General features: G+C 67.9%; 21 protein-coding genes. 14 read left to right on the top strand and 7 right to left on the bottom strand.

The window, feature by feature from the left end; genetic code table 11:
• The 8 genes from CBQ26_RS09725 to rplL form a co-directional block, all read left to right on the top strand.
• Nucleotides 1-630 (top strand): EF-Tu C-terminal domain-related protein (locus CBQ26_RS09725; protein WP_244898012.1); only part of this gene is annotated, 630 nt, incomplete at its 5' end.
• Nucleotides 631-1,033: 403 nt separating this feature from the next.
• On the top strand, nt 1,034-1,201 hold the full coding sequence (rpmG, locus tag CBQ26_RS09720; protein ID WP_022800165.1) for a 50S ribosomal protein L33: 168 nt from the start codon (nt 1,034-1,036) through the stop codon (nt 1,199-1,201).
• A 66-nt stretch (nt 1,202-1,267) separates the two neighbouring features.
• Nucleotides 1,268-1,444 (top strand): preprotein translocase subunit SecE, encoded by a 177-nt coding sequence (gene secE, locus CBQ26_RS09715; RefSeq protein ID WP_088248417.1) that lies wholly within the window; start codon nt 1,268-1,270, stop codon nt 1,442-1,444.
• Nucleotides 1,444-2,016: a transcription termination/antitermination protein NusG gene (gene nusG, locus CBQ26_RS09710; RefSeq protein WP_088248416.1), complete on the top strand. Its 573-nt coding sequence runs from the start codon at nt 1,444-1,446 to the stop codon at nt 2,014-2,016. Before secE ends, nusG begins: the two co-directional genes overlap by 1 nt.
• Before the next feature lie 160 nt (nt 2,017-2,176).
• Nucleotides 2,177-2,611, top strand: a complete 435-nt coding sequence (rplK, locus tag CBQ26_RS09705) for a 50S ribosomal protein L11 (protein ID WP_088248415.1) — start codon at nt 2,177-2,179, stop codon at nt 2,609-2,611.
• Nucleotides 2,604-3,305: a 50S ribosomal protein L1 gene (rplA, locus tag CBQ26_RS09700; RefSeq protein WP_088248414.1), complete on the top strand. Its 702-nt coding sequence runs from the start codon at nt 2,604-2,606 to the stop codon at nt 3,303-3,305. The genes rplK and rplA overlap by 8 nt, the downstream gene beginning before the upstream one ends.
• Before the next feature lie 227 nt (nt 3,306-3,532).
• Complete coding sequence (gene rplJ / locus CBQ26_RS09695) at nt 3,533-4,027, top strand: 50S ribosomal protein L10 (RefSeq protein WP_088248413.1); 495 nt, start codon at nt 3,533-3,535, stop codon at nt 4,025-4,027.
• A 78-nt stretch (nt 4,028-4,105) separates the two neighbouring features.
• Entirely contained in the window at nt 4,106-4,468 is a 363-nt protein-coding gene (gene rplL / locus CBQ26_RS09690) for a 50S ribosomal protein L7/L12 (RefSeq protein ID WP_088248412.1), read from the top strand.
• Between the two features lie 46 nt (nt 4,469-4,514).
• On the opposite strand, the gene CBQ26_RS09685 is transcribed toward rplL, so the two are convergent.
• From CBQ26_RS09685 to CBQ26_RS09670, 4 genes are read right to left on the bottom strand one after another with little or no spacing between them, the layout of a single operon-like run.
• Nucleotides 4,515-5,081 carry a DUF2239 family protein gene (locus CBQ26_RS09685; RefSeq protein ID WP_088248411.1) on the bottom strand — a complete coding sequence of 189 codons (567 nt, stop codon included), beginning with the start codon at nt 5,079-5,081 and terminating at the stop codon, nt 4,515-4,517.
• Between the two features lie 60 nt (nt 5,082-5,141).
• Nucleotides 5,142-5,564, bottom strand: coding sequence for a hypothetical protein (locus CBQ26_RS09680; RefSeq protein ID WP_088248410.1), 423 nt, complete (start codon nt 5,562-5,564; stop codon nt 5,142-5,144).
• A 17-nt stretch (nt 5,565-5,581) separates the two neighbouring features.
• Nucleotides 5,582-6,091: a hypothetical protein gene (locus CBQ26_RS09675; RefSeq protein WP_088248409.1), complete on the bottom strand. Its 510-nt coding sequence runs from the start codon at nt 6,089-6,091 to the stop codon at nt 5,582-5,584.
• Nucleotides 6,088-6,879 (bottom strand): hypothetical protein, encoded by a 792-nt coding sequence (locus tag CBQ26_RS09670; RefSeq protein WP_088248408.1) that lies wholly within the window; start codon nt 6,877-6,879, stop codon nt 6,088-6,090. The genes CBQ26_RS09675 and CBQ26_RS09670 overlap by 4 nt, the downstream gene beginning before the upstream one ends.
• Before the next feature lie 412 nt (nt 6,880-7,291).
• Between CBQ26_RS09670 and rpoB the strand changes: the two genes are divergently transcribed.
• Together rpoB and CBQ26_RS09660 are read left to right on the top strand one after the other, a co-directional pair.
• Nucleotides 7,292-10,747: a DNA-directed RNA polymerase subunit beta gene (gene rpoB, locus CBQ26_RS09665; protein ID WP_088248452.1), complete on the top strand. Its 3,456-nt coding sequence runs from the start codon at nt 7,292-7,294 to the stop codon at nt 10,745-10,747.
• A 105-nt stretch (nt 10,748-10,852) separates the two neighbouring features.
• Complete coding sequence (locus tag CBQ26_RS09660) at nt 10,853-15,487, top strand: DNA-directed RNA polymerase subunit beta' (protein ID WP_088248407.1); 4,635 nt, start codon at nt 10,853-10,855, stop codon at nt 15,485-15,487.
• Between the two features lie 70 nt (nt 15,488-15,557).
• On the opposite strand, the gene CBQ26_RS09655 is transcribed toward CBQ26_RS09660, so the two are convergent.
• Both CBQ26_RS09655 and CBQ26_RS09650 read right to left on the bottom strand, forming a co-directional pair.
• On the bottom strand, nt 15,558-15,842 hold the full coding sequence (locus CBQ26_RS09655; RefSeq protein WP_088248406.1) for a DUF1905 domain-containing protein: 285 nt from the start codon (nt 15,840-15,842) through the stop codon (nt 15,558-15,560).
• Nucleotides 15,843-15,863: 21 nt separating this feature from the next.
• Nucleotides 15,864-16,400, bottom strand: a complete 537-nt coding sequence (locus CBQ26_RS09650) for a DUF2721 domain-containing protein (RefSeq protein WP_088248405.1) — start codon at nt 16,398-16,400, stop codon at nt 15,864-15,866.
• 154 nt (nt 16,401-16,554) lie between these two features.
• Between CBQ26_RS09650 and CBQ26_RS09645 the strand changes: the two genes are divergently transcribed.
• Together CBQ26_RS09645 and CBQ26_RS09640 are read left to right on the top strand one after the other, a co-directional pair.
• Nucleotides 16,555-16,956 carry a hypothetical protein gene (locus CBQ26_RS09645; protein ID WP_088248404.1) on the top strand — a complete coding sequence of 134 codons (402 nt, stop codon included), beginning with the start codon at nt 16,555-16,557 and terminating at the stop codon, nt 16,954-16,956.
• 143 nt (nt 16,957-17,099) lie between these two features.
• Nucleotides 17,100-18,251, top strand: coding sequence for an aminotransferase class I/II-fold pyridoxal phosphate-dependent enzyme (locus CBQ26_RS09640; protein WP_088248403.1), 1,152 nt, complete (start codon nt 17,100-17,102; stop codon nt 18,249-18,251).
• A 271-nt stretch (nt 18,252-18,522) separates the two neighbouring features.
• Here CBQ26_RS09640 and CBQ26_RS09635 read toward each other — a convergent pair whose 3' ends face one another.
• A complete protein-coding gene (locus tag CBQ26_RS09635; protein ID WP_088248402.1) occupies nt 18,523-18,831 on the bottom strand; it encodes a hypothetical protein in 309 nt (102 codons plus the stop codon).
• 100 nt (nt 18,832-18,931) lie between these two features.
• On the opposite strand from CBQ26_RS09635, the gene CBQ26_RS09630 reads away from it, so the two are divergent.
• Nucleotides 18,932-19,765: an exodeoxyribonuclease III gene (locus CBQ26_RS09630; protein WP_088248401.1), complete on the top strand. Its 834-nt coding sequence runs from the start codon at nt 18,932-18,934 to the stop codon at nt 19,763-19,765.
• Between the two features lie 240 nt (nt 19,766-20,005).
• A complete protein-coding gene (gene rnr / locus CBQ26_RS09620) occupies nt 20,006-24,343 on the top strand; it encodes a ribonuclease R (RefSeq protein ID WP_244898011.1) in 4,338 nt (1,445 codons plus the stop codon).
• Nucleotides 24,344-24,352: the final 9 nt, after the last annotated feature.

Here is a 24,352-nt window from a genome sequence, read left to right as displayed (position 1 = left end):
GTTGACCGCATCTGGGAACTGCTGGACGCCGTCGACAGCTACATCCCCACCCCCGAGCGCGCCACCGACAAGACCTTCCTGATGCCCGTCGAAGACGTGTTCACGATCACCGGTCGTGGCACCGTGGCGACCGGCCGCGTGGAGCGTGGCGTCGTGAAGGTCCAGGACGAAGTGGAAATCATCGGTCTGCGCGACACGAAGAAAACCACCGTGACCGGCATCGAAATGCACCGCAAGCTGCTGGACAGCGGCATGGCGGGCGACAACGTAGGCGTGCTGCTGCGCGGCGTGGCGCGTGACGACGTGGAACGTGGCCAGGTGCTGGCGAAGCCCGGCAGCATCAAGCCGCACACGAAGTTCGAAGCCAGCGTGTACGTGCTGAGCAAGGACGAAGGCGGCCGTCACAGCGCGTTCTTCGGCGGGTACCGCCCCCAGTTCTACTTCCGCACGACGGACGTGACGGGCGTGGTGGAACTGCCCGAAGGCGTGGAGATGGTCATGCCCGGCGATAACATCACGTTCGTGGTGGAACTGATCAAGCCGATCGCGATGGAAGAAGGCCTGCGCTTCGCCATCCGCGAAGGTGGCCGCACCGTCGGCGCCGGCGTCGTCGCCAAAGTCATCGAGTAATCCAGTTTCCATGAGGGGGAGGCCTGCGGGTCTCCCCTTTTTTGCCGTGCCCCTCGCCGATGCGGGGTGCGGCGTTTATCAAGGCCGGACGCGCAGCAGGTGTTCATCCTCGACCGCTTCTGGACTTCGCGGGGAACCGTGACGACCTGCACGCCTGGGCCGCCCGGCCGCCACACGAGGAGCCGAGCGCCTGCCGGCAGCGGAAAAACCCGCGCAGCATCGGCAGTTTTCCGACCTGCCTGCCCGGCGCAGTGGACACCTGACCCTGGACTCTCTATAATTGGAATGTTGCCCGCCAGAAGGCGGGCTTTTACCAGCGGGTCCGGACGCCCAGTGCGGCAGAACGGCCACCATCAGGAACGCTGGGAGCAGACCCCACCGGGGACTGCGAAGGAGCAACATCATGGCGAAAGACGGCCCCCGCATCATCGTGAAAATGGAAAGCAGCGCCGGCACCGGCTTCTACTACACGACCACCAAGAACCGCCGCAACACGCAGGCCAAGATGGAACTGCGCAAGTACGACCCCGTCGCCAAGAAGCACGTGGTCTTCAAAGAGAAGAAGGTCTGATCTTTCCCAGCCGGGCATGACGCCCGCCGCTCCGGGCAGACCTTTTCTCTCTTTGCAGGTGAACGCATGAACTTGATTCAGTACTTCCGTGACTCGCGCGCGGAACTGTCGCGCGTCTCGTGGCCAACCCGCCAGCAGGTGCTGGAAGGCACCCAGGCCGTGTTGATCTTCGTGACCGCCCTGACCCTCATCGTGTACGCGCTTGACCTGCTGTTCAGCAGCCTGATCCGGGCGGTGCTGTGATGGGCATCGAGTGGTACGCCGTTCACACGTACGTCGGTCAGGAAGACCGCGTGGAATCGCAGCTGATGGACCGCGCCAGCAAACTCGGCATGCGCGGCACCAAGATCTTCCAGGTGCTGCAACCCACCGAGGAAGCCGTGGAACTCCGCGACGGCGGCAAGAAGGAAACCGTGAAACGCAAGCTGTTCCCCGGTTACGTCTTCGTGCAGATGGACGTCGAGGACGACGACGCGCCGGGTGAACTGGGCGAGTCGTGGGAAGTCGTGCGCGGCACGAACGGCGTGACCGGCTTCGTCGGAACCGCCACGCGTCCCGTGCCCCTCTCCCCCGAGGAAGTGCAGCGTCTGCTGGCCTCGGTCGGCGTGGCAGCGCAGCCCGTCATCGAGGAAGCGCCGCGCGTCAAGGTGGACTTCAAGGCGGGCGACATGGTGCGCGTCACTGGCGGTCCCTTCGCGGACTTCAGCGGCGTCATCAGCGAGGTCAACGTGCCGCAGGCCAAGGTCAAGGTGCTGGTCAGCATCTTCGGCCGTGAAACCCCGGTCGAACTCGACTTCGGTCAGGTCGCCAAGTAACAGCGCGCCGCCCCCGACGGCCCACCTTGGCAAACAGGGGCGGCGTGAAGTAAAATCGAAAAGTTGCTGTCAATCCACCCCAGGGTGGACGCGCAGAACTTAGCGTCAGCACCCCGGCCCGCGCCCCAGCGGCCGGCCTGGGGGAGCTAAGGAGGAATGCATGAAAAAAGTCGCAGGTTTAGTCAAACTGCAACTCCCGGCGGGTAAGGCCACTCCGGCCCCCCCCGTGGGTCCCGCGCTCGGTCAGTACGGCGCGAACATCATGGAGTTCACGAAGGCGTTCAACGCGCAGACGGCCGACAAGGGTGACGCGATCATCCCCGTCGAGATCACCATCTACGCCGACCGCTCCTTCACCTTCATCACCAAGACCCCCCCCATGAGCTACCTGATCCGCAAGGCCGCCGGCCTGCAGAAAGGCAGCGCGACCCCCAACAAGGCCAAGGTCGGCAAGCTCAACTGGGACCAGGTCCTGGAAATCGCCAAGACCAAGATGCCCGACCTGAACGCCGGCAGCGTCGAAGCCGCCGCGAACACCGTCGCCGGCACCGCCCGCTCCATGGGCGTGACCATCGAGGGGGCCCCCAATGCCTAAGCACGGTAAGCGTTACGAGGCCCTGGTCGCCAAGGTGGACCGCAACAAGCAGTACACCATCGACGAGGCCGCCGCACTGGTCAAGGACATCGCCACCGCGAAGTTCGACGAAACCGTCGAAGTGCACTTCCGTCTGGGCATCGACCCCCGCAAGAGCGACCAGAACGTGCGTGGCACGGTCGCCCTGCCGCACGGCACCGGCCGCAGCGTGCGCGTCGCCGTGATCACCAAGGGTGACAACGTGCAGGCCGCCGAAGCCGCCGGCGCCGACGTGGTCGGCAGCGACGAGCTGATCGAGCGCATCGCCGGTGGGTTCATGGAGTTCGACGCTGTCGTCGCCACCCCCGACATGATGGCCCAGGTCGGTCAGAAGCTCGCGCGTCTGCTCGGGCCGCGCGGCCTGCTCCCCAACCCCAAGAGCGGCACCGTCGGCCCCGACGTCGCCGGCATGGTCAAGAGCCTGAAGGCCGGTCGCATCGAGTTCCGTAACGACAAGACCGGCGTCGTGCACGCGCCCATCGGCAAGGCCAGCTTCGAGCCCGGCAGCCTCAGCGAGAACTACGCCTCGCTGATCAGCGCCCTGGAAGCCGCCAAGCCCGGCAGCGCCAAAGGCGTCTTCCTGCGCAGCGCCTTCCTGACCACCACCATGGGCCCCAGCATCCAGCTGACTCTGAGCGGCGGCAGCAACGCCTGAGCAGGACCGTTGATGGGGAAAGGTTGATGGTTGACAGAACCATCCATCGACCATCAACCCTCGCCCATCGACTTACTTCGGCACCCCGGTGCAATCCTCGCACCTTTCCAATCCGTTTCTTTTCAGGCATCCATGACAGCGGGGACCCTTGCCAGGTTTAAACATCCCGCCGAGTTGTCAGGTGACGAGCACTGCACCTGGACTTGTTCCCACCTAGGAGGTACTGCGTGGCGAACGACAAGAACCAGCAGACCCTCAGCAGCCTCAAGGGCAGCCTTACGGGCGTCGACACGTTCTACGTGGTCGACTACCAGGGCCTGACCGCCGGCCAGCTGGGCAAACTGCGTAAAGACATCCGCGAGAAGGGCGGGCAGCTGATTGTTGCCAAGAACACCCTGATCAACCTCGCCCTTCAGGACGGCGGCCGTGACTTTGCGGACGCTCTGAAAGGCCCCAGCGCCATCGTTGTCGCCCAGGAAGACCCCGCCGGGGTCGCCAAGGCCCTCAGCGACGCCGCCAAAGGCAACGACAAGGGCATCCCCGCCGTCAAGGCAGGCTTTGTCGAAGGCAACCGCGTCGACGTGAAAGTCGTCGAGCGTCTGGCCAGCCTGGGCAGCAAGCAGAGCCTTCAGGGCGAGCTGGTGGGCGTGCTCAGCGCGCACCTCAGCAACTTCGTGGGCATCCTCGAAGCGTACAAGACCAAACTCGAAGAACAGGCCTGAACGCCTGAGCGTTCCCCACCGGAACGCCCTTCTTTCCCACTCTCAGCACCACCCACTTCAATTTCGGAGGAACACATCATGGCTTACGACAAACAGGCTCTTATCGACCAGCTCGGCCAGCTCACCATCATGGAACTCGCAGACCTCATCGACGGTCTGAAGGAAACCTGGGGCGTCACCGCCGCCGTCGCTGCCGGCCCCGCCGCTGGCCCCGCCGCCGCCGTTGAAGAGAAGACCGAATTCGACGTCATCCTCGTCGACGCCGGCGCCAGCAAGATCAACGTCATTAAGGAAATCCGCGCCATCACCGGCCTGGGCCTGAAAGAAGCCAAGGACATGAGCGAGAAGGGCGGCGCGCTGAAGGAAGGCGTCAGCAAGGACGAAGCCGAGAAGATCAAGGCCCAGCTGGAAGCTGCTGGCGCCCGCGTCGAACTCAAGTAAGTCCCCCCTACCGGGAGTGCAGCCCCCAGCTTCGGCTGGGGGTTTTTCATTCCGTGGCTAGGTGCTTCACGTCCAGCGCAGGCGCGGCGAGGTGCAGCGCGTGCGTGCGGATGTCCGGCGGCCACGTGGCCAGCGCGTCCTCGAAAGCGGCGCGCTGGCCGGCATACAGGGCGCGTGTGGCGGCCTCGAAGCCCGGCAGGTCGCCGCCCACGGCGCCCAGGAAGCGGTCGGCGGCCGCCTGGGCCTGCGCGCGGCGTTCGCCGTCCGGGTCGGCCTTGCGGGCCTCGTCGATCAGGCGGCGCAGCGCGGCGGACGCCCCGCCCCGCTGGCGTTCCAGCCACTCCCAGTGCCGGGGCAGCAGCGAGACTTCCCGAGACACGACGCCCAGTTTCGGGCGGCCGGGGCCGGTGCGGGGCGTTTCGGGTGCGTGGCGGGCCAGGACCTCGTCCAGGGTGCCGCTCAGGTCGAAGTCCACGCTGCGCCCGGTGAGGTCGTCGAAGGTCAGCAGACCCGCACGCGGCGCGGCGTGCAGCAGGCTGAGGGTGTCCGCGAGGGGCGCGGTCAGGCGGCGGATAGGTCCCTCGAAGGTGGTGAAGGTGGGTTCGGCATCCATGACTGGATATTACCCGGATGAATTACAGCAAGGCAATATCATCCGGGTAATAAAGATGGCCTATTCACGTGCCTGCTGTCGGGCCGCCCATACCAGTCGCCGGGCGGTATGACGAATCTGCTGCGTCCCACCTGTGTGCACGAGGGCCTCCAGCTCAGGTAGAAACGCCTCAGCACGCCCCTCCCGCTCCAGCCAGTCCAGCGCCGCCTGTTGCCAGAACTCTGTAGGCCAGGTCAGGCCCAGCCGGATACTCGAATCAACCGGGAAGGTGTCCGCCAGGGACGGGGTGAGGCCCACCGCGACCAGACGCTCCTGCAGATCGGAGTGAAATGCGGCCCCATGCTGCAACGCCGTGACCAGAAAAACCGGGGACGAGTGTGTCAACGACGACCACCCGCCTTCCCGCGCGAGGTACACCCACTCCCCCGCACCGGTCACGCCGACGGGTATACGGGACGCGCTCAGCTCGGTCACCACGACCACGGCCTGCTCTGGTCCCGTCAGGGTGTCTCTCCGAACCGCTTGGTCCAGAGGCCGCAGCCGTCGCGGGCACTCAGGCGCAGGGTCTCTCTCATCCAGCGCAGGCCCAGCACGTCGAAGCCGCCGCAGTCCGGGCGGGCGCTGAGCTGGCCGGTCACGGCGTGCGGCCCGGTGGCCCGCACGACAGTCGCCTGGAAGGTGAACACGTCCAGGGCATCGAAGGAGCGGGAGCGGTCGGTGACGAGCACCACCGCGTCGGTCTGCGCGGTCCAGAGTTCGCCCGGCCAGCTGTTCAGTCGCTCGCCGGTCTCCGGGTTCAGCTGCCACGTCTCGCACGCGGACGCCGCGATGACGCCTCCCGTGGGACACAGGCTGATCCACAGGCCCCCCAGGCCCAGCTGCGCGGACTGCCGGGATAGTTCGGCGGGAATGGGTATCGTCCAGATCGTCTGGCTGCCTTCTACCCGCCGGATCTGGGTAGGCCGCGGCGGGCTGGGCGGGTCGTACAGGTAGACCGGCGCGGTGATCACTTCAGCTCTTTGCGCAGTCCGGCGGCCATCTGGAACCATTCGCGTTCCTGGCGGCGGTAGAGGCCGCTGGCCTTCTGCTCGGTTTTGGCCAGGGCGTCCAGCAGGGCGCGGGCGTCGGCGGCGCGGCCCTGACGGATCAGGTACGCGGCGTGACGGGCGCGGGGTTCCTCGGTGGTGGCGCCGGTGGTGGCGTCGCGGTAGGTCTGGTCGGCTTCGGGTTTGCCCTGGGCGTCCTGCGCCTGGGCGAGCAGCGTCAGGGTGCGGGTGCGGGTGGCGGCGCTGGTGCGCAGGTCCACGCGGTTGAGTTTCGTTTCGGCGTCGGCCGGGTTGTGGCGGGCGAGGTCCAGTTCGGCGCTGGTGAGCAGCACGACCGGGTCGTCGGCGTAGATGCCGCTCAGGAGGGGGGCCAGGGTGGCCTGCGCGTCGTCGGGGCGGCCGGCGCGGGCCTGCAGGGCGGCCAGGTCGGCGCGGTTCTGGAGGGTGTCGCTTTCCTGCAACTGCTCCTGGGCCTCGCGGATGCGGGTGTCGAGGGGTTTGAGGGCCTCGACGCCGCGTGCCACGGCCTGCCCGGCGGCGCGGCTGCTTCCGCGTGCGGCGGGGATCAGGACCATGAAGGTGTACACGGCGGCGAAGGCCAGTCCGAACAGGCCGCCGAACAGCGCGCCGAACAGCAGCATGACGATCCAGTACACCTGCTGCCGCGTGACGACCGCGTGGATCAGGCCGATGATGGCCAGCAGGCGCAGGAGGTTCAGCAGGAAGGGCAGGTAGGGTTGCAGGGCGTCCACGTGCTCATGGTACGGAAGGCGGGGTGGGTCTGACCGTCAGCGCGGCTGGAATGGTCGGGTGCGGCCGGTTGTCATCAGGTCAGGTGAAGGGGCGGGTGGGGTGGTGGGGCGCGCAGACCGGATTGATTCGGGAGGGAAGCTGGGGCATACTGCCCGGCATCTGATCCGCCGCGCGGCGCCCCGGTGTCCTACGGGCCGGGCGTTCTGCGCGCCCATTGACCTGTCTACCCGGCCGGGCCTATACTGTCCTGTGCTGACCATGATGGGTCGGGCAGGAGCTAGTTGCGGCGAACGGGTCTGCAAAACTAAGCCTTAATTCAGGGACCGCGACCGGAGGGGTTGCGTGTTCCGCCTGCGCCTTTTCCAGCCCCGGAAGGCCCAGCGTGAGACCCAGGGTGCGTGCGAGGTGGACATGAGTTTGACCGGTAAAGGACCCCGCATCGAGCGTTTCGGTGACATCGCGGAAGTGATTCCGCTTCCCAACCTGACAGAAATCCAGGTGAACTCCTTCAGGGCGTTCCTGCAGTCCGACAAGGCTCCGGAGGACCGCGAGAACGTCGGCCTTCAGAGCGCCTTCAAGGAAGTCTTCCCCATTGACGAGACCGAGAAGGGCCGCTCGACCGGCCTGGTCCTCGACTACCTCGAGTACCGTCTGGGCGAGCCGCCCTACACGCCCGAGGAATGCCGCGAGAAGGACGTCACGTACCAGGCGCCCATGTACGCCAAGCTGCAGCTGATCCACAAGGACAGCGGCCTGATCAAGGAAGACCAGGTGTTCCTGGGCGACCTGCCCCTGATGACCGAGGACGGGTCTTTCGTCATCAACGGCGCGGACCGCGTGATCATCTCGCAGATCCACCGCAGCCCCGGCGTGTACTTCACCAGCTCCTACAAGGGCATCAAGAAGATGTACACCGGCGCGATCATCCCCATGCCCAAGCGCGGCCCCTGGATCGAACTGGAGTTCGCGGGCGGCATCCTGGAAATGAAGGTGAACAAGCGCAAGTTCCCCGTGGCGATGCTGCTGCGCGTCCTCGGCTACGACGACGCCAGCCTCAAGGCGCTGTTCACGGAGTTCGAGCCGGACATGGAACTCCCCGAGGACAAGAGCGCGGGCATGGGCGCCGACGAGGCCCTGCTGCGCCTGTTCACGGTGCTGCGCCCCGGCGACCCGCCCAAGCGTGACAAGGCGGTGCAGTACCTGTACGGGCTGCTGGCCGACCCGCGCCGCTACGACCTGGGCGAACCCGGCCGGTTCAAGATGAACACCAAGCTGGGCGTGCAGCGTGAAGAGCGCACCCTGCTGAACTTCCAGGACGGCAAGTTTACGGACGCCGGTCTGGTGGACACCATCCGTTACCTGATGGCGCTCCAGTACGGCCGCGAGACGGTCGGCATGGCCGACGCGGACGGCGTGCTGCACGACGTGCCGGTCAGCGAGGACGACATCGACCACCTCGGCAACCGCCGCGTGCGCACCGTGGGCGAACTGCTCGCCGACCAGCTGCGCGTGGGCATGGGCCGCATGGCGCGTGGCGTGCGCGAGCGCATGCTGCTCGGCAACCCCGACGCCGCGACCCCCACGAAACTCGTGAACAACCGCCCCATCGTGGCGGCCATGCGCGAATTCTTCGGCCGCAGCCAGCTCAGCCAGTTCAAGGACCAGACCAACCCCCTGTCGGACCTGCGCCACAAGCGCCGTATCTCCGCGCTGGGGCCGGGCGGTCTGACCCGCGAACGCGCCGGCTTCGACGTGCGTGACGTGCACCGTACCCACTACGGCCGCATCTGCCCGATCGAGACGCCGGAAGGCGCGAACATCGGCCTGATCTCCTCGCTGGCCTCCTACGCGAAGGTGAACGACCTGGGCTTCATCGAGGCTCCGTACCGCCGCGTCGAGAACGGACTGGTCACCAACGACGTCGTCTACATGACGGCCGACATCGAGGACCGTTACACCGTCGCGCAGGCGAACAGCCCGCTGAACGAGGACGGCACCTTCAGCGACGAGCGCGTCCTGGCCCGCCGCAAGGGCGATCCGCTGTGGTACACGCCCGAAGAAGTGGACTTCATGGACGTGTCCCCGAAACAGATCGTTTCGATCAACACCAGCCTGATTCCCTTCCTGGAGCACGACGACGCCAACCGCGCCTTGATGGGTTCCAACATGCAGTCGCAGGCCGTGCCGCTCGTGCGCGCCGACAGCCCCGCCGTGGGCACCGGCGTCGAGCGCCGCGTGGTGACCGACAGCGGCACCAGCGTCGTCAGTGACGTGACCGGCCGCGTGAGCTACGTGGACGCCCGCGTCATTCAGATCACCCTGACCGAGGACGCCCCCGCGCTGGGCCTGAACGTCGGGAACGTCCGGACCTTCGAGACCGTGCGCTTCACGCGCAGCAACCAGGGCACCAACCTCGACCAGCATCCCATCGTGGATACCGGCGACATGGTCACGGCCGGGCAGGTCATCGCCGACGGTCCCGCCAGCGACCTGGGCCGCCTCGCGCTCGGTCAGAACATCACGATCGCGATCATGCCCTTCGACGGCTTCAACTTCGAAGACGCCATCTGCATCAGCGAGGGTCTGGTCCGCAAGGACTTCTACACCAGCGTCCACATCGAAAAAGACGAGATCGAGGCGCGCGACACCAAGCTCGGGCCCGAGAAGATCACCCGCGACATCCCCGGCCTGTCTGAGGCTGCGCTGCGCGACCTCGACGAGGACGGCATCGTGCGCGTGGGCGCGGAAGTCAAACCCGGCGACATCCTCGTCGGCAAGACCTCCTTCAAGGGCGAGTCCGAACCCACCCCGGAAGAGCGCCTGCTGCGTTCGATCTTCGGTGAGAAGGCCCGCGAAGTGAAGGACACCAGTCTGCGCGTGCAGTCCGGCCAGGGCGGCATCGTCGTCAAGACCGTCCGCTTCCGCCGTGGCGACGAGGGCGTGGACCTCAAGCCCGGCGTGCGCGAAATGGTCCGCGTGTACGTGGCCCAGAAACGTCAGCTGCAGGTGGGCGACAAGGTCGCCAACCGCCACGGGAACAAGGGCGTCGTCTCCAAGATCATGGCCCCCGAGGACATGCCCTACCTGGAAGACGGCACCCCCGTCGACCTCGTGTTCAACCCGCTGGGCGTGCCCAGCCGCATGAACCTCGGGCAGATCCTCGAAACCCACCTGGGTGAAGTGGCCCGCCTGACCGGCCAGAAGTTCGAGACGCCCGTGTTCGACTCGGTGACCGAGGCGACCATCAAGGAAATGCTGGAAGTCGCCGCCGCCGAACGCCTCCAGAAACGCAAGGACGACGGCTTCGAACTCGACAAGCGCGAGCAGGAAGTCCTCGACCGCGCCGGCAAGGTCGGCGTCGTGGACGCCCCCAACGGCGACTACGAACGCGCCCAGATGCAGCTGGCCCGCACCGGCAAGAGCGTCCTGTACGACGGCCGCAGCGGCGAACCCATCAGCGGCCCCGTCGTGGTCGGCACCATGTACGTCATGAAGCTGTACCACATGGTGGAAGACAAGCTGCACGCCCGCTCCACCGGCCCGTACAGCCTCATCACCCAGCAGCCGCTCGGTGGTAAGGCCCAGTTCGGCGGCCAGCGCTTCGGGGAAATGGAAGTGTGGGCACTCGAAGCGTACGGCGCCGCGCACGTCCTGCAGGAAATGCTGACCATCAAGTCCGACGACATCGACGGCCGCGACGCCGCGTACCAGAGCATCGTCAAGGGCGAGGAAGTCTCGGGCAGCACCATCCCCGAATCGTTCAAGGTGCTCGTCAAGGAACTCCACTCGCTGGGCCTGGACGTCGAAGTGCTCGACAACGGCGACAAGTCCGTCGACATCTTCGAAGGCATGATGCCCAAGCGCTAAAGGCGCTGCGCGCCTGTTGATAGTTGATGGTTGACAGAACAACCACAGACGCGTCAATCCATCAACTATCTTCCATCCTCCGTCAACAACTCCGAAGGAGTTCGAATGAAAGATTTCAACAAAGTTCGTATCGCCATCGCCAGCCCGGAGAAGATCCGCGAGTGGTCGTTCGGTGAGGTCGAGAAACCCGAAACCATCAACTACCGCACCCTGAAACCCGAGCGTGAGGGTCTGTTCGACGAGCGCATCTTCGGGCCGCAGAAGGACTACGAGTGCGCCTGCGGGAAGTACAAGCGTCAGCGTTACGAGGGTAAGGTCTGCGAGCGCTGCGGCGTCGAGGTGACCAGCAGCAAGGTGCGCCGCTACCGCATGGGTCACATCGACCTCGCGACGCCCGCCGCGCACATCTGGTACGTCAAGGACACGCCCAGCAAGATCGGCACGCTGCTGGACCTGTCGGCCGGTCAGCTGGAGAAGGTGCTGTACTTCAGCTCCTTCCTGGTCACCACGCCCCGCAACGCCCAGAAGGACGGCCGCCCGCTCAAGCGCGGCGAGCTGCTCAGCGACGACGAGTACCGCGAACTGCGCTTCGGTCGCCAGGAGACGTACGCCCTGACCGGCGGCGTGGAAGCCGAGGTCCGTGACGGCGAGTACGTCACGCGCGGCCAGATCCTGGGCGGCAACGTGGTCAGCAAGATGGACGGCCTGGCGCAGTACCGCTTCCCGCGCCGCGCGGTCATCGCGTACGCCGAGGAAGTCCAGGCGAGCCTGCCGCTGCCCGCCGAGGCGCTCGTCGAGCAGGACACCTTCCGCGCCGGCGAGATCCTGGCCGAACTGGAAAGCGACGTGCAGATCACCGCTCCGGTGGACGGCACGGTGTTCCTGCACGAGATGGGCGAGGACAGCGTGATGGTCGAGATCCGCGAGACGGTCGCCGCCGCTGACGACGAGGAGACGGCCGCGCCCATGGGCGAGGTCCTGAGCCGCGTGTACGTCCCGCACGGCATGAACGTGCAGGTCGTGGACGGCGAGATCATCGAGGCGGGCGCCGTCCTGGCTGACGCCGCGAGCGGCACGCGCCTGCGCGTCAGCCGTGACAGCCGCCTGTCGGCCGTCACCTTCCCCAAGAAGAAGGGCGACGTGCAGGTCACGGCCCACTGGACGCGCCGCGCCGAGTACGGCATCCAGCCGCAGATGCACGTCCTGGTCGGGGACGGCAGCGATGTCCGCCGTGGTCAGAAGATCATCGGGGCCATCGACAAGGAAGAGGAAGTCATCGCGGAAGCCGACGGCGTCATCACCCTGCACAACCCCGCCAGCATCATCGTCAGCAAGGCCAAGGTCTACACCTACGAGGACGAGCCCCTCGTCGTGAACGGTGACCGCGTCGAGCCCGGCGACGAACTCGCCGACGGCGGCAACCTCCAGAGCGACATCAGCGGCCGCATTGAGATCGACCTGGTGCGCAAGCAGGTCCGCGTGATCGAGTCGTACGACTTCGAGGCGAAGATGGGTGCCGAGGCCGTCAAGGAACTCCTGGACGACCTGAACCTCGACGAGCTGGAAGTCGAACTGAACGAGATGATGAAGGACTCCAGCCGCCACAAGCGCGCCAAGGCCCGCAAGCGCCTGGAAGTGACCCGTGCGTTCAAGCGCAGCGGCAACCACCCCAGCTGGATGATCCTGAACACCGTGCCCGTCATGCCCCCGGACCTGCGTCCGATGGTGCAGGTGGACGGCGGCCGTTTCGCGACCAGCGACCTGAACGACCTGTACCGCCGCCTGATCAACCGTAACAACCGCCTGAAGAAGCTGATGAGTCAGGGCGCGCCGGACATGATCATCCGCAACGAGAAGCGCATGCTTCAGGAAGCGGTGGACGCCCTGATCGACAACGGGCGCCGCGGCAGCCCCGTCACGAACCCCGGTTCCGACCGCAGCCTGCGTTCCCTGACCGACCTGCTCGGCGGGAAACAGGGCCGTTTCCGTCAGAACCTGCTGGGTAAGCGCGTGGACTACTCCGGCCGAAGCGTGATCGTGGTCGGCCCGCAGCTGAAGCTGCACCAGTGCGGTGTTCCCAAGCGCATGGCGCTCGAACTCTTCAAGCCGTTCCTGTTCAAGGTCCTGGAAGAGAAGGGCGAGGTCACGAACATCAAGCAGGCCCGCAAGATGCTCGAACGCTACCGCGACACCCGCGACAGCGTCTGGGACGCCCTGGAAGAGGTCATCGAGGACAAGGTCGTGCTGCTCAACCGCGCGCCCACCCTGCACCGACTGGGCATCCAGGCCTTCGAGCCGGTGCTGGTCGAAGGTCAGTCCATCCAGCTGCACCCGCTGGTCTGTGAAGCCTTCAACGCCGACTTCGACGGCGACCAGATGGCCATCCACGTCCCGCTGAGCGCCCAGGCGCAGGCCGAGGCGCGCATCCAGATGCTCAGCGCCCACAACCTGCTGTCCCCCGCGAACGGCGAGCCGAACGTCAAGCCCAGCCGCGACATCATCCTGGGGATCTTCACGCTGACCCAGCTGCGCACCGACAACCTCGGCGCTGGCAGCGAGTTCAGCAGCGAGCAGGAAGCCCTGGACGCCCTGGACGCCGGCAAGATCGCGCTGAACAGCGCCGTCAGGGTCGCCGGTCAGGACACCAGTGCCGGGCGCCTGAAGTACGTCTTCGCCAACCCGGACGAGGCGATCATGGCCGTGAACCGCGGCACCATCGACTACCAAGATCACGTCCGCATCCGCCTGAACGGCGTCACGTACGACACCAGCGCGGGCCGCGTGATGTTCCGCCGGATCGTGCAGGAGGCGCTGGGCAACCAGGCCGCCCTGGTCGACACCCTCGTGAACCTGGAAACGGCGTACGAGAAAGACCACCTGAAAGACATGATCATGGCGTGCTTCAAGCACCTGGGCCTCGAGGCGACCGCCGGACTGCTCGACGGCCTGAAGGACGCGGGCTTCAAGCTCTCCACGACCTCCGGCATCACCATCGGCATCGACGACATCGTCATCCCGCCCGCCAAGACCGAGATCCTGGCCGAGGCGGACGCCAAGGTCGCCGAGATCGAGCAGAACTTCGAGTTCGGCTTCATGACCGAAGAAGAGCGTTACAAGCAGGTCGTGCAGCTCTGGAACGACACGAAGGACGAAGTCAAGAACGCCATGTTCGACAACTTCGGCAAGAACTACCCCTTCAACCCCCTGTGGATCATGAGCCTGTCGGGCGCCCGTGGTAACGCGCAGCAGATCACGCAGCTCGCCGGGATGCGCGGCCTGATGGCCCGCCCCGACGGCAGCACCATCGAAGTGCCGATCCGCGCCTCCTTCCGCGAGGGTCTGTCGGTGCTGGAATACTTCATCTCGACCCACGGCGCCCGTAAGGGTGGTGCGGACACCGCGCTGCGTACCGCCGACTCCGGCTACCTGACCCGTAAGCTGGTCGACGTGGCCCACGAAGTCGTCGTGCGTGACGTGGACTGCGGCACCACCGACTACACCGCCATCCCGCTCGGCGCCATTGACGAGCGCACCGGCGAGTGGCGCAGCCGCAAGGCCAGCGAGATCGAGACCAGCATCTACGGCCGCACCCTGACCGACAGCGTCGAACTCGACGGCCGCACCATCGAAGCCGGCGAGATGCTGTCCCTGGAAGACGTCAAGGCGATCACGAAGAGCGCCAAGACCCTCCAGAGCGTGTTCGTCCGCACGCCCCTGAACTGCCGCGTCAAGAGCGGCGTGTGCCAGAAGTGCTACGGCTACGACCTGTCGCAGGCCAAGCCCGTCTCCATGGGCGAGGCGGTCGGCGTGGTCGCCGCCGAGTCCATCGGCGAGCCCGGCACGCAGCTCACCATGCGCACCTTCCACACCGGTGGGGTCGCCGGGAGCGGCGGCGGGGACATCACCATGGGTCTGCCCCGCGTGATCGAACTGTTCGAGGCCCGCAAGCCCAAGACCAGCGCGGCCGTGGCCGACCGTGACGGCACCGTGCGCATCGAGGAAGAGGAAGAGCGTTACCTCGTGCGCATCGAGGCCGATGACGACCAGTACTCCAGCAAGACCGCCACCAAGATCGGCAAGAGCCTGCGCATGATCGTCAAGGACGGCGACCGCGTCGAGGCCGGCCAGCCCCTGACGCGCGGCGCCATCAACCCGCATGACCTGCTGCTGTACAAGGACACCGACGCCGCCCAGCGCTACCTGGTGGAAGAAGTGCAGCGCGTGTACCGCAGCCAGGGCGTGAAGGTCCACGACAAGCACATCGAAGTGATCGTCCGCCAGATGCTCCGCTGGGTCGAGATCACCGACGGTGGCGACACTGAACTGCTCGAAGGGCAGACCGTGGAACGCTGGGAAGTCGATCAGGCCAACGACCTGCTCGAGGAAGGCCAGACGCCCAGCTCCTGGAAGCCCGTCCTGCTGGGCATCACCAAGAGCAGCCTGACCACCAAGAGCTGGCTGTCCGCCGCGAGCTTCCAGCACACCACCCACGTGCTGACCGAGGCCAGCATGAAGGGTCAGGTCGACGACCTGATCGGCCTGAAGGAGAACGTCATCCTCGGGAAGCTGATTCCCGCCGGAACCGGCCTCCAGACCGTGCGCGACATGCAGGTCGCCGACGACCGCACCCTCGAGAAGTACGGCGAGAACAACACCAGCAGCGACTCCGTCACCGGGGACCGCTCCTACGACGACACCCGTCCGGGCGTCGTGAACGACAACGTCACGTACACCAACTGACATTGACGAACGTCCAGCAACGGACCCCCACCTGGAAACGGGTGGGGGTCCTTGCGTGACGCACTGGGCTTCAGCCGGGCGTGACGGTCACCGTCACCTCCCGGCCTTCCTCCAGCGACTCGGCGCGGCGCACGGCCACCCTGACCGGCAGCAGGTACCCGCCGTCCTTCGGGAAGATCGCCGTGCGGAAGGTCGTCTCCCCCACCCGCGCGAGGCAGGGAATCATGCCCCAGCCGTACGTGACCAGCCGCGCCGCGTCCCGCAGGTCCGGGACCAGTTCATCCGGCACACGCAGAAAGTAATGCGGGGCCGGGCCGCGCCACTCGAACAGGGTCGCCGTGAACGTCAGGGACATGCCAGTAGCGTACCCGGACGGTCAGGCGCGCAGGTTCTCCTCGACCTCACGCAGCAGCTGTTCGTCGTACAGCCCGGCGTAGTGTTCGCCGAGGGACACGAGGAACTTCATCTCCTCGCGGGTGGTGCTGGCGCTCAGGCGCGTCTCGAAACTCAGGAGCAGCGCGCCGTACGCCAGACTGCCGGCTCCGGCGATGGCAATGACGACCGGCAGCAGGCCCGCGTCCTGGCCCAGCAGGGCGCTGCCGCCGATCAGGATGCTGGTCAGGACCAGCAGCGCCACGGCGAGGTACAGGGCCGTCATGGCGCGCACGATGATGCAGCTGCGCCGCGCCAGGCGAGGGAGCTGCTGGACGATCAGGCGTTTCTCCTCGCGGGCCAGTCCTTCCTGACGGCCGTCCTCGGTCACCAGGACCTTGAAGCGGGCCGTGAGTTGCCGCACGCGGTCGGTCACGCGGCCCAGGCGGCTGCTGGTGCTCATGAGCAGGGTGCCGGCGCCGCTGATCAGCACGGCGGGCGTGATCATGGCCGTGAGCACCTGAAGACTGGGGTCCGCCATGCCTTCAGGGTACTGCCGGACGCCGCGCGGCGCGCGGAGGCGTCTTCGATAAATCTGCACATGGTCTGCACGGCCCCTGCACGGGGCGGGCGCATTCTCTGTCTCAAGACGGGAGGCAGCCACGAGGCGCACCCGCCACCCAAGGAGACCCACCATGAAAAAGACCCTGATGACCGTGACCGCTGCCCTCGCCCTGACCTTCGCCACCGGGAACGCCCTGGCCGCCTCGAGCATCGCCTACGCCACCGACGGCAACGGCCTGCAGTACAACGCCCTGTACACCGAGTCGAGCTGGCTGGCCATCGAGATTCCCCTGGCTGACCTGGGTGGCACGCTGCCCGACGATCTGACCCTCGAGACGGCGGGTCTGAGCGCGGGCACGAGCATCACCCTGGACAGCACGACCCGTCAGGGCGGCTACGCGCTGCTGTACGTGACGGTCGAACGGACCGATACGAGCGTCAACGTGAACGACATGGCGCAGATTACCGTCAAGTCGGGGGACAAGGCACTCACGACCGTCAGCATTCCCGTATACGGCGGCGTCGATCAGTAATCCAGGCAGGGAACGCAGGGTTGGGGGGTCCGCTTCTTCGGAGGTGGGCCCCCTGACCCTATGGTTTCTGTTGTGGTCGCACCGTGTCGCGTGTCCTGGGCCGCGTGTCATGGCCCGGTGGGCGGCTGGGCTACCCTGGGGGCATGTGGCTGTCAGGACGGGCGGGGGCGGTGCCGGGAAGCGTGTTCGCGTTGATGGACGCGGCGAAGGGTGAGGCGCGGGCGGCGGGTCTGACCGTGACGGACCTGAGTATCGGGAGCAGTGACCTGCCGCCGCCGGACGCGGTGCTGGACGTGCTGCGCGACGCGACGCGGGACGCGGCGACGTACCGTTACCCGCTGTTCAGCGACACGGCGCCGCTGCGTGAGGCGGCGGCCGGGTACCTGGGCCGCCGGTTCGGGGTGCGGGTGGACGCGCAGAGCGAGGTGCTGCCGCTGATCGGCGCGCAGGAGGGACTGGCGCACCTGCTGCTGGCCGTGACGGACCCCGGCGATACGCTGCTATTGCCGGACCCGTGCTACCCGCCTTACCTGGGCGCGGCGGCCGTGGCGGGCCTGAACGTCCTGACGCTGCCGCTGCGGCCCGAGCGGGGGTTCCTGCCGGACCTGGGCAGCGTGCCGGACGGCGTGCGCCCGCGGGCGCTGCTGCTGAACTACCCCAACAATCCCACGTCGGCGGTGGCGGACGCGGCGTTCTTCCGGGAGGTGGCCGCGTGGTGCCGGGCGCAGGGCACGCTGCTGATTCACGATCACCCGTACGCGGAGCTGACGTTCGGGGAGTACCGAGCGCCGAGTGCGCTGGAGGCCGGCCTGGACGGCGTGATCGAGCTGCATTCGCTGAGCAAGACGCACCACATGGGCGGGTTCCGGGTGGGGTTCGCGGCCGGGGACGCCGGGGCGGTCGCGGCGCTGGCGCGCGTGAAGGGCGCCGTGGATTTCCACCCGTACCTGGGCATCCAGCGGGCGGCGGCGCATGCGCTGGGCCTGCCGGAAGCGGTGGGCCGCGCCGGGGCAGCCGTGTTCGAGGCGCGGCGGGACGCGCTGGTCCCGGCGCTGCGGGCGCTGGGCTGGGAGGTGGCGACGCCGCAGGCGAGCATGTACGCCTGGGCGCGAGTGCCGGGGCTGGGCAGCAGCGTGGCGTTCGCGGTGCGGGCCGCGCGGCAGACGGGGGTGGCCGTCAGTCCCGGCGCGGCGTTCGGAGCGGGCGGCGAGGGCTTCGTGCGCTTCGCACTGGTGCAGCCGCCCGAGGTGCTGCGCGAGGCGGCGCGGGCGCTGGGGTCCGTGCCGGTCGCGTGAACGCAGGCGGGGCGCGGGACGCCCTGATCGCGTCCTGCGCCCCGCCGCCTGCTTCCCCCGTGCGGGTTCCGTCTCGTTTCGCTCGGATTGAACGGTCTCTGGCCAGCAGTCTTACACGGACTGCCGTTTGTTTCGCCAACAATCCGGAACTTCACCGCCCCTGCCGGCTCCACGTCCGGCAGCCCGCCCCTCTCCCACTCTGCGGAGGGACTCTCCAAGTCGCTTCGCCCGGACCCAGCGGGCTTTGCAGCCCATTCAACCGGAGTCCGTACTACTTGTCGAACTTGCCGTACCCGGCGGCGCTGCGGCGCTGCGCTCCACGGGCGTAGTCCATCTGCATCTCGACGGTTTCGTGTTTGCCTTCGGTAAAGGTGGTGTCGTGAATCCAGTAGTTCAGGCGGTCGTCGCCGAGCTGCACCCAGAACTTGTGTTCGTCCTCGGGGTCGCGCCAGAAGGCGACGTGTTCGAAGGCGTTCTTCTCGGCCCAGGCGCGGATGTCCGTGAGGACGCGGGCGGCCCTGGGGTGGGTCATCTCGAATTCCTTGCCGTCTGCCTCGTTGCGGAACTTGATCTCGACCATGGTGGGTGTAGCGTAACAGACTGACCGCGCGCCGGGGACTCGGGCGGCGCTGAGCGTCCCTTGAGGCGGGTGCGGGTGGGGAGCGGTATGCTCCGGCGCGATGACGGATGGCGTGATGACGGACGTGGCGGTGGGCCGGGAAGGCGGGTTGAAGGTCACGACCCTGAACGTGAACGGGCTGCGCAGCGCGCTTCGCAAGGGACTGGTGGACTGGGCCGTGCGGGAGCGGCCGGACGTGCTGCTGCTTCAGGAGGTGCGGGCCGATCCGATGCCGGACGCGCTGGCGCACCTGGGGTACCAGGGGGCGTGGTTCCCGGCGCAGAAGGCCGGGTACAGCGGCGTGGCGGTCCTGGCCCGGCACCCGCTGGAGGACGTGCGGACCGGCATGGCGCACGCCGAGATGGACGCCGAGGGCCGCGTGGTGAGCGCAGTGGTGCGGGGCGTGCGGTTCGTGAGCGTGTACCTGCCGAGCGGCAGCAGCGGCCCGGAACGGCAGGGCTTCAAGGACCGGGTGCTGGGTGATTTTCAGGCCTGGACGGACGCGCTGCTGGCCGAGGGCCGCCCGGTAGTGATCGGCGGGGACTACAACGTCGCACACCGCGAGGTGGACCTGAAGAACTGGCGCGGCAACCAGAAGAACAGCGGGTTCCTGCCGCACGAGCGGGAGTGGATGACCCGTCACCTCGCCTCGGGCCTGACCGACACGCACCGCGCGTGGCTGGGCGATCAGCCCGAGTACACGTGGTGGAGTAACCGCGCGAACGCCTACGCGAACAACGTGGGGTGGCGCATCGATTACCTGCTGGCGTCGGGCGTGGAGACGCGGGACGTGCGGGTGGACCGTGAGGCGCGCCTGAGCGATCACGCGCCGCTCAGCGCGTCCGTCCTGAGCGGCGCGTGGGCAGGGGCGGCGGGTGAAGGTCCGGTCAGGTGAGAGCGGCGCGGCGCGTGTTATGCTGACCGTGCTGCCGGGTTCAGGACAGCGCCCCCACCACGCCCGCTTTTCGGGCAACAGCCAGTCCGGGCGGTGGGTTCACGGCGCAACCCGAGGAAGCGAAAACCAGTTCCCGTGGGCGGGTTGCGCGCGTGTTCCGCGTGCCAGATGCAGGCAGACTGACCGCGTCCCAAACGAGTTCACCCCCACGGGCGCGTCCTGAGTGACCAGGTACGTTCCATGCCGAAACCGAAGAAAACGGACACGCCGCCGGCGCCCCAGGGTGCCGACGCCGGAGCCAACAAGACAGCGCAGCGCAAGCAGAAGCAGCGGCCGGACGTGACCGCGACCCACCCCGAGGCGGACGCCACGATCCCCACGACCACCCAGCCGGACGCGCCCGCCGCGACCGGCCAGTCCAGAGCGGCCCGGAAGCCTGCGGGCGCACGTCGCCGCGACTCCAGCGGCGCTCCATCCCGCCCGGAGGCGAGTGAATTGGCAGACACCCCCAGAAAGACGGCCCGCAAGGCCACCCCCACCCGCAAGGCCGCCGAACCTGCGGCCCCCACCTCGCCGGTCACCACGACGGCCGGAAAGGCCGCGCCGACCGAACGGAAATCCGCGCCCCGCAAGGCCACCGCTCAGCAGACGGCTGATCCGGTCGCTGTCGACCTGCCCGCCGAGGCCGCTCCGGCCGAAACTCCGGTCAAACGGGGTCGTGGCAGGCGCGCTGCCCCCCAGGAGCCGACCCCCGAGGCACCAGCCCCCGAGGCCGTGAGCGCCGACGTTCCGGCCGCGCAGGAACCGGCAGAGCTGGAAGCCAGCACTCCCGCGAAAACGGAGGGTCGCCGGACCCCAGCCCGCAGGGGCGCGACCCTCCCGGTTGAACCTGCCCCGGTTGAACCTGCCCCGGCCGAATCTGCCCCGACCGAATCTGCCCTGGCCGACCAGTCCACGCCGGACGCGCCCGCGAAACCGCGCCGGGGCCGCAAGCCGCGCGCCGGGACGGCTGCACCGGAAGTGGCCCTGCCAGAGTCGGCCGCACCGGACGCGACCGTGCCGGAAGTGCCCGTGCCGGATGCGCAGCCGGTTGTGGAGGCACCCGCCCCCCGCCGGGGCCGTGGCCGCCGCGCCGCGACCGCCGACGTGCCAGCCGCCGCGCCCGAGGCCGTCACCGCGGAAGAGAGGGCCGAAGTGCCCGCAGCTGCCGAAATGCCTGTCCCTACTGAAGTGCCTGCGCCTGCCGAAGTGACCGCGCCTGCCGAGGCACCCGCCCCGGCCCGGCGTGGCCGCAAACCCCGCGCGAAGGCTGACGCGGCGGCGGATACGGACGCGGCGGTCCTCTCGCCCACCCCGGACCCTGTGCCACTGGACCCTGCGGCCGATCCCGTGATCCTGGAGGTTCCGAAGAAGCGGGGCGGCCGTGGTCGCCGCGCGCCGCTGGCGGCAGATCAGGCGCTGCCGGACGTGCTGTCGGGCGTGGAAGCCATTCCCGCTCAGGCAGACTCCGGAGCCGCACAGCCGACCGGGGCGGAATCCGTGAGTACACCAGAGAAGCCCACGCGGCGTGGCCGCAAGCCGCGCGCCCAGGCCACGGCCGACGCGGTGGAAGCCCAGCCGCCCGTGGCGGATGAACCCGGCGACCGCGAGCAGGACGAACTGGACGCCGGAGAGCAGGATGCCGGCAGCCAGGACAGCGACGACAGCTCGCCGCTGGACGCGAACCCGGCGCGGGACATCGTGGTGGCGCAGCTGCGCAAGCTGGGTCGCCCGGTGCATGTCAAGGATCTGGAGCGGACCTTCACGCGGCAGACCATCCGCCGCCTGGGGAACTGGCGGGACCTGACGGACCTGCTCGAATCGCTGGTCGAGCAGGGGCAGGTCATCCGGACGCGCAAGAAGACGTACGGGCTGCCCGAGGCGATGAGCCTGATCCGCGGGCGGTTCCAGGCGTCGGCGGCGGGCTTCGGTTTCGTGATTCCGGACAGCGGCGGCGACGACTACTACGTTCCGGCCGAGCAGACGCTGGAAGCCTGGAACGGCGACATCGTGCTGGTCCGCATGGAGGGCCGCGGCGACACGGGCCGGGGCGGCGGGCCGCGCCGTGGGCAGAAGGGTGACGGGAACCCGCGTGCCAGCGTGGTGCGGATCGTGCAGCGCGCGTACAGGCAGCTGGTGGGCACGCTGGAATTCCATCACGGGCACCCGATCCTGAAGCCTGACGATCACCGGGCGCGGCACCGCATTCTGGTGCTGCCCGACGGTCTGGACGAACTGGAGGCGGGCGCGCGGGTCGTGACCGAGCTGTTCTGGCCGGAGAACACCGGCGAGGACGAGGTGTTCGGTCAGGTGACGCGGGTGCTGGGCGCCGAGGACGATCCCGTGACCGAGACGGAAGCGGTGATCGTGAAGTTCGGGCTGCGCGGCGAGTTCCCGCCCGAGGTCGAGGAGCAGGCGAACGCCATTCCGTCGCAGATTCCCGAGGAGGCCCTGAAGGGCCGCCTGGACCTGCGGGAGTTCAACATCTTCACGGTGGACGGCCGGGACGCGAAGGATTTCGACGACGCGATCCACATCCAGCCCACGCCGGAGGGGACGTTCGTGGTCGGCATTCATATCGCGGATGTCAGCCATTATGTGCAGGAGGGCACGCCGCTGGACGACGAGGCGTATGCCCGCGCGACCAGCGTGTACCTGCCGGGGCGCGTGCTGCCGATGCTGCCCGAGCATCTGAGTAACGGCGTGTGCTCCCTGGTGCCGTACGAGGACCGCCTGACCATGACGGCGCTGGTGGAACTGAGTGCCGAGGGAGAGATCCTGAAGGTGCAGATCGCGCCCAGCGTGATCAACTCCAAGGCGCGCCTGACGTACGACGAGGTGCAGGCGTACAGCGAGGCGACCGCCACGCTGCCCGAGCAGGCCCGTCAGCTGGAAGGGGACCTGCACCTGCTGCTGAAGATCACGACCAAGCTGCGCCAGAAGCGTCTGCGCGAGGGGTCGCTGGACTTCAAGCTGCGCGAGGTGAAGGTGGACGTGGGCGCCGACGGCCGCATGGAACTCATCCCGATCCGTGAGGAGACGGCGCGCGGCATGATCGAGGACCTGATGCTGCTGGCGAACAAGGTCGTGGCGCACGAGCTGCTGCAACGCGAGATTCCGGCGCTGTTCCGCATTCACGAGGAACCGACCCTGCAACGCTTCCAGGAGGTGACGAACGCCATCGGACGGCTGGGCTTCTCGTTCCCTGGCGGGGAGCCGACGCCGCAGGCGTACCAGGCGGTCCTGAAGCAGGTGCGGGGCACGCCGCGCGAGAGCGTGGTGAACACGCTGCTGCTGCGGTCCATGCAGCAGGCGAAGTACGCCGGGGAGAACCTGGGGCACTTCGGGCTGGCGTTCGACGAGTACCTGCACTTCACCTCTCCGATCCGCCGGTACCCGGACCTGCTGGTTCACCGCGTGCTCAAGGGCATGCTGAGCGGCGACCTGAAGGCCGGGAACCGCGAGGTCGCCAAGCTTCAGGGCCGCCTGCCGGGCATGGGGGACCACACCAGCGACCGCGAGCGCGCCGCCACCGAGGCCGAGCGTGACCTGACGAAGTACTACCAGGCGAAGTGGGCGCAGGAGCACCTGGGCGAGAGCTTCAACGGGAACGTGTCGGGCGTGGTGGCCAGCGGCCTGTTCGTGGCGCTGGAGAACGGCGTGGAAGGTAAACTGCACATCAGCAACCTGGACGACGACTACTACGCGTTCATCGAGGACGCGCAGATGCTGCGTGGCCGCAGCCGGGGCCGCTCGTACCGCCTGGGCGACCCGGTGCACGTGACCATCAATACCGTGAACCCGCTGGCCCGCCAGACGGATTTCACGCTGGCCGATCCGACCAGCCCGGAGTACCGTCCGGGCGACATTCATCAGGAGAACGACATGGATTCACCCGTTAAACCGCGCGCCCGCCGCCGCGAAGACCGCGAGCAGGAAAAGCGTGAGAAGTTGCAGAGCGTGCCCGTGAGCGCCCCCCGGAAGTTCACGCTGGAGGACCCCTCGCAGCAGCCGGCGCTGTCGGCCGCGCCGGACCGTGGCGGTCGCCGTGGCCGGGAGGGCGGCCGTGACGGTGGCCGTGAGGGCCGCGGGCCGGGCCGCACCTTCGGGGGGGTCAGCATGGGCGGCCGTTCCCGCCGGGTGATCACGCTGGAGCGTCCCCGCAACGAGCACCTGCGTCCGGTGAACATCACGGTGCAGCGCATGTACTTCGGGGACTGGACGCTGGAGAACATGCCGCCCGAGGACGGGCAGGGGGGCCGCAGCGGGGGCCGCCCGCCGGGCCGTGGTGAGCGTGCAGGCGAGCGTGGCGCCGGCGGTGGCCGCAGCTTCACGCGCGGCGGCAGCGACCGGGGCGCGGTGCAGCGCGTGAACGGCCGCCAGGGACCGCATGGCGGGCGCGGCGCGCAGGGTGCCCAGCGCGAGTCCGTGACGGCGCAGGTGCCGGAGACGGCCGCGACCGGCAGCGCGGACGACGCCAAGCGCCGCCGCCGTCGCCGGGGCCGGCGCGGGAACGGCAGCGGTACCGCGCAGGGCTGAAGATCAACC

The sequence above is a fragment of the Deinococcus indicus genome, from assembly GCF_002198095.1.
In the GTDB taxonomy this organism is placed as follows: domain Bacteria; phylum Deinococcota; class Deinococci; order Deinococcales; family Deinococcaceae; genus Deinococcus; species Deinococcus caeni.
The sequence above is the reverse complement of the archived record's forward strand: the minus strand, read 5'-3'. Positions and strand labels throughout refer to the sequence as shown.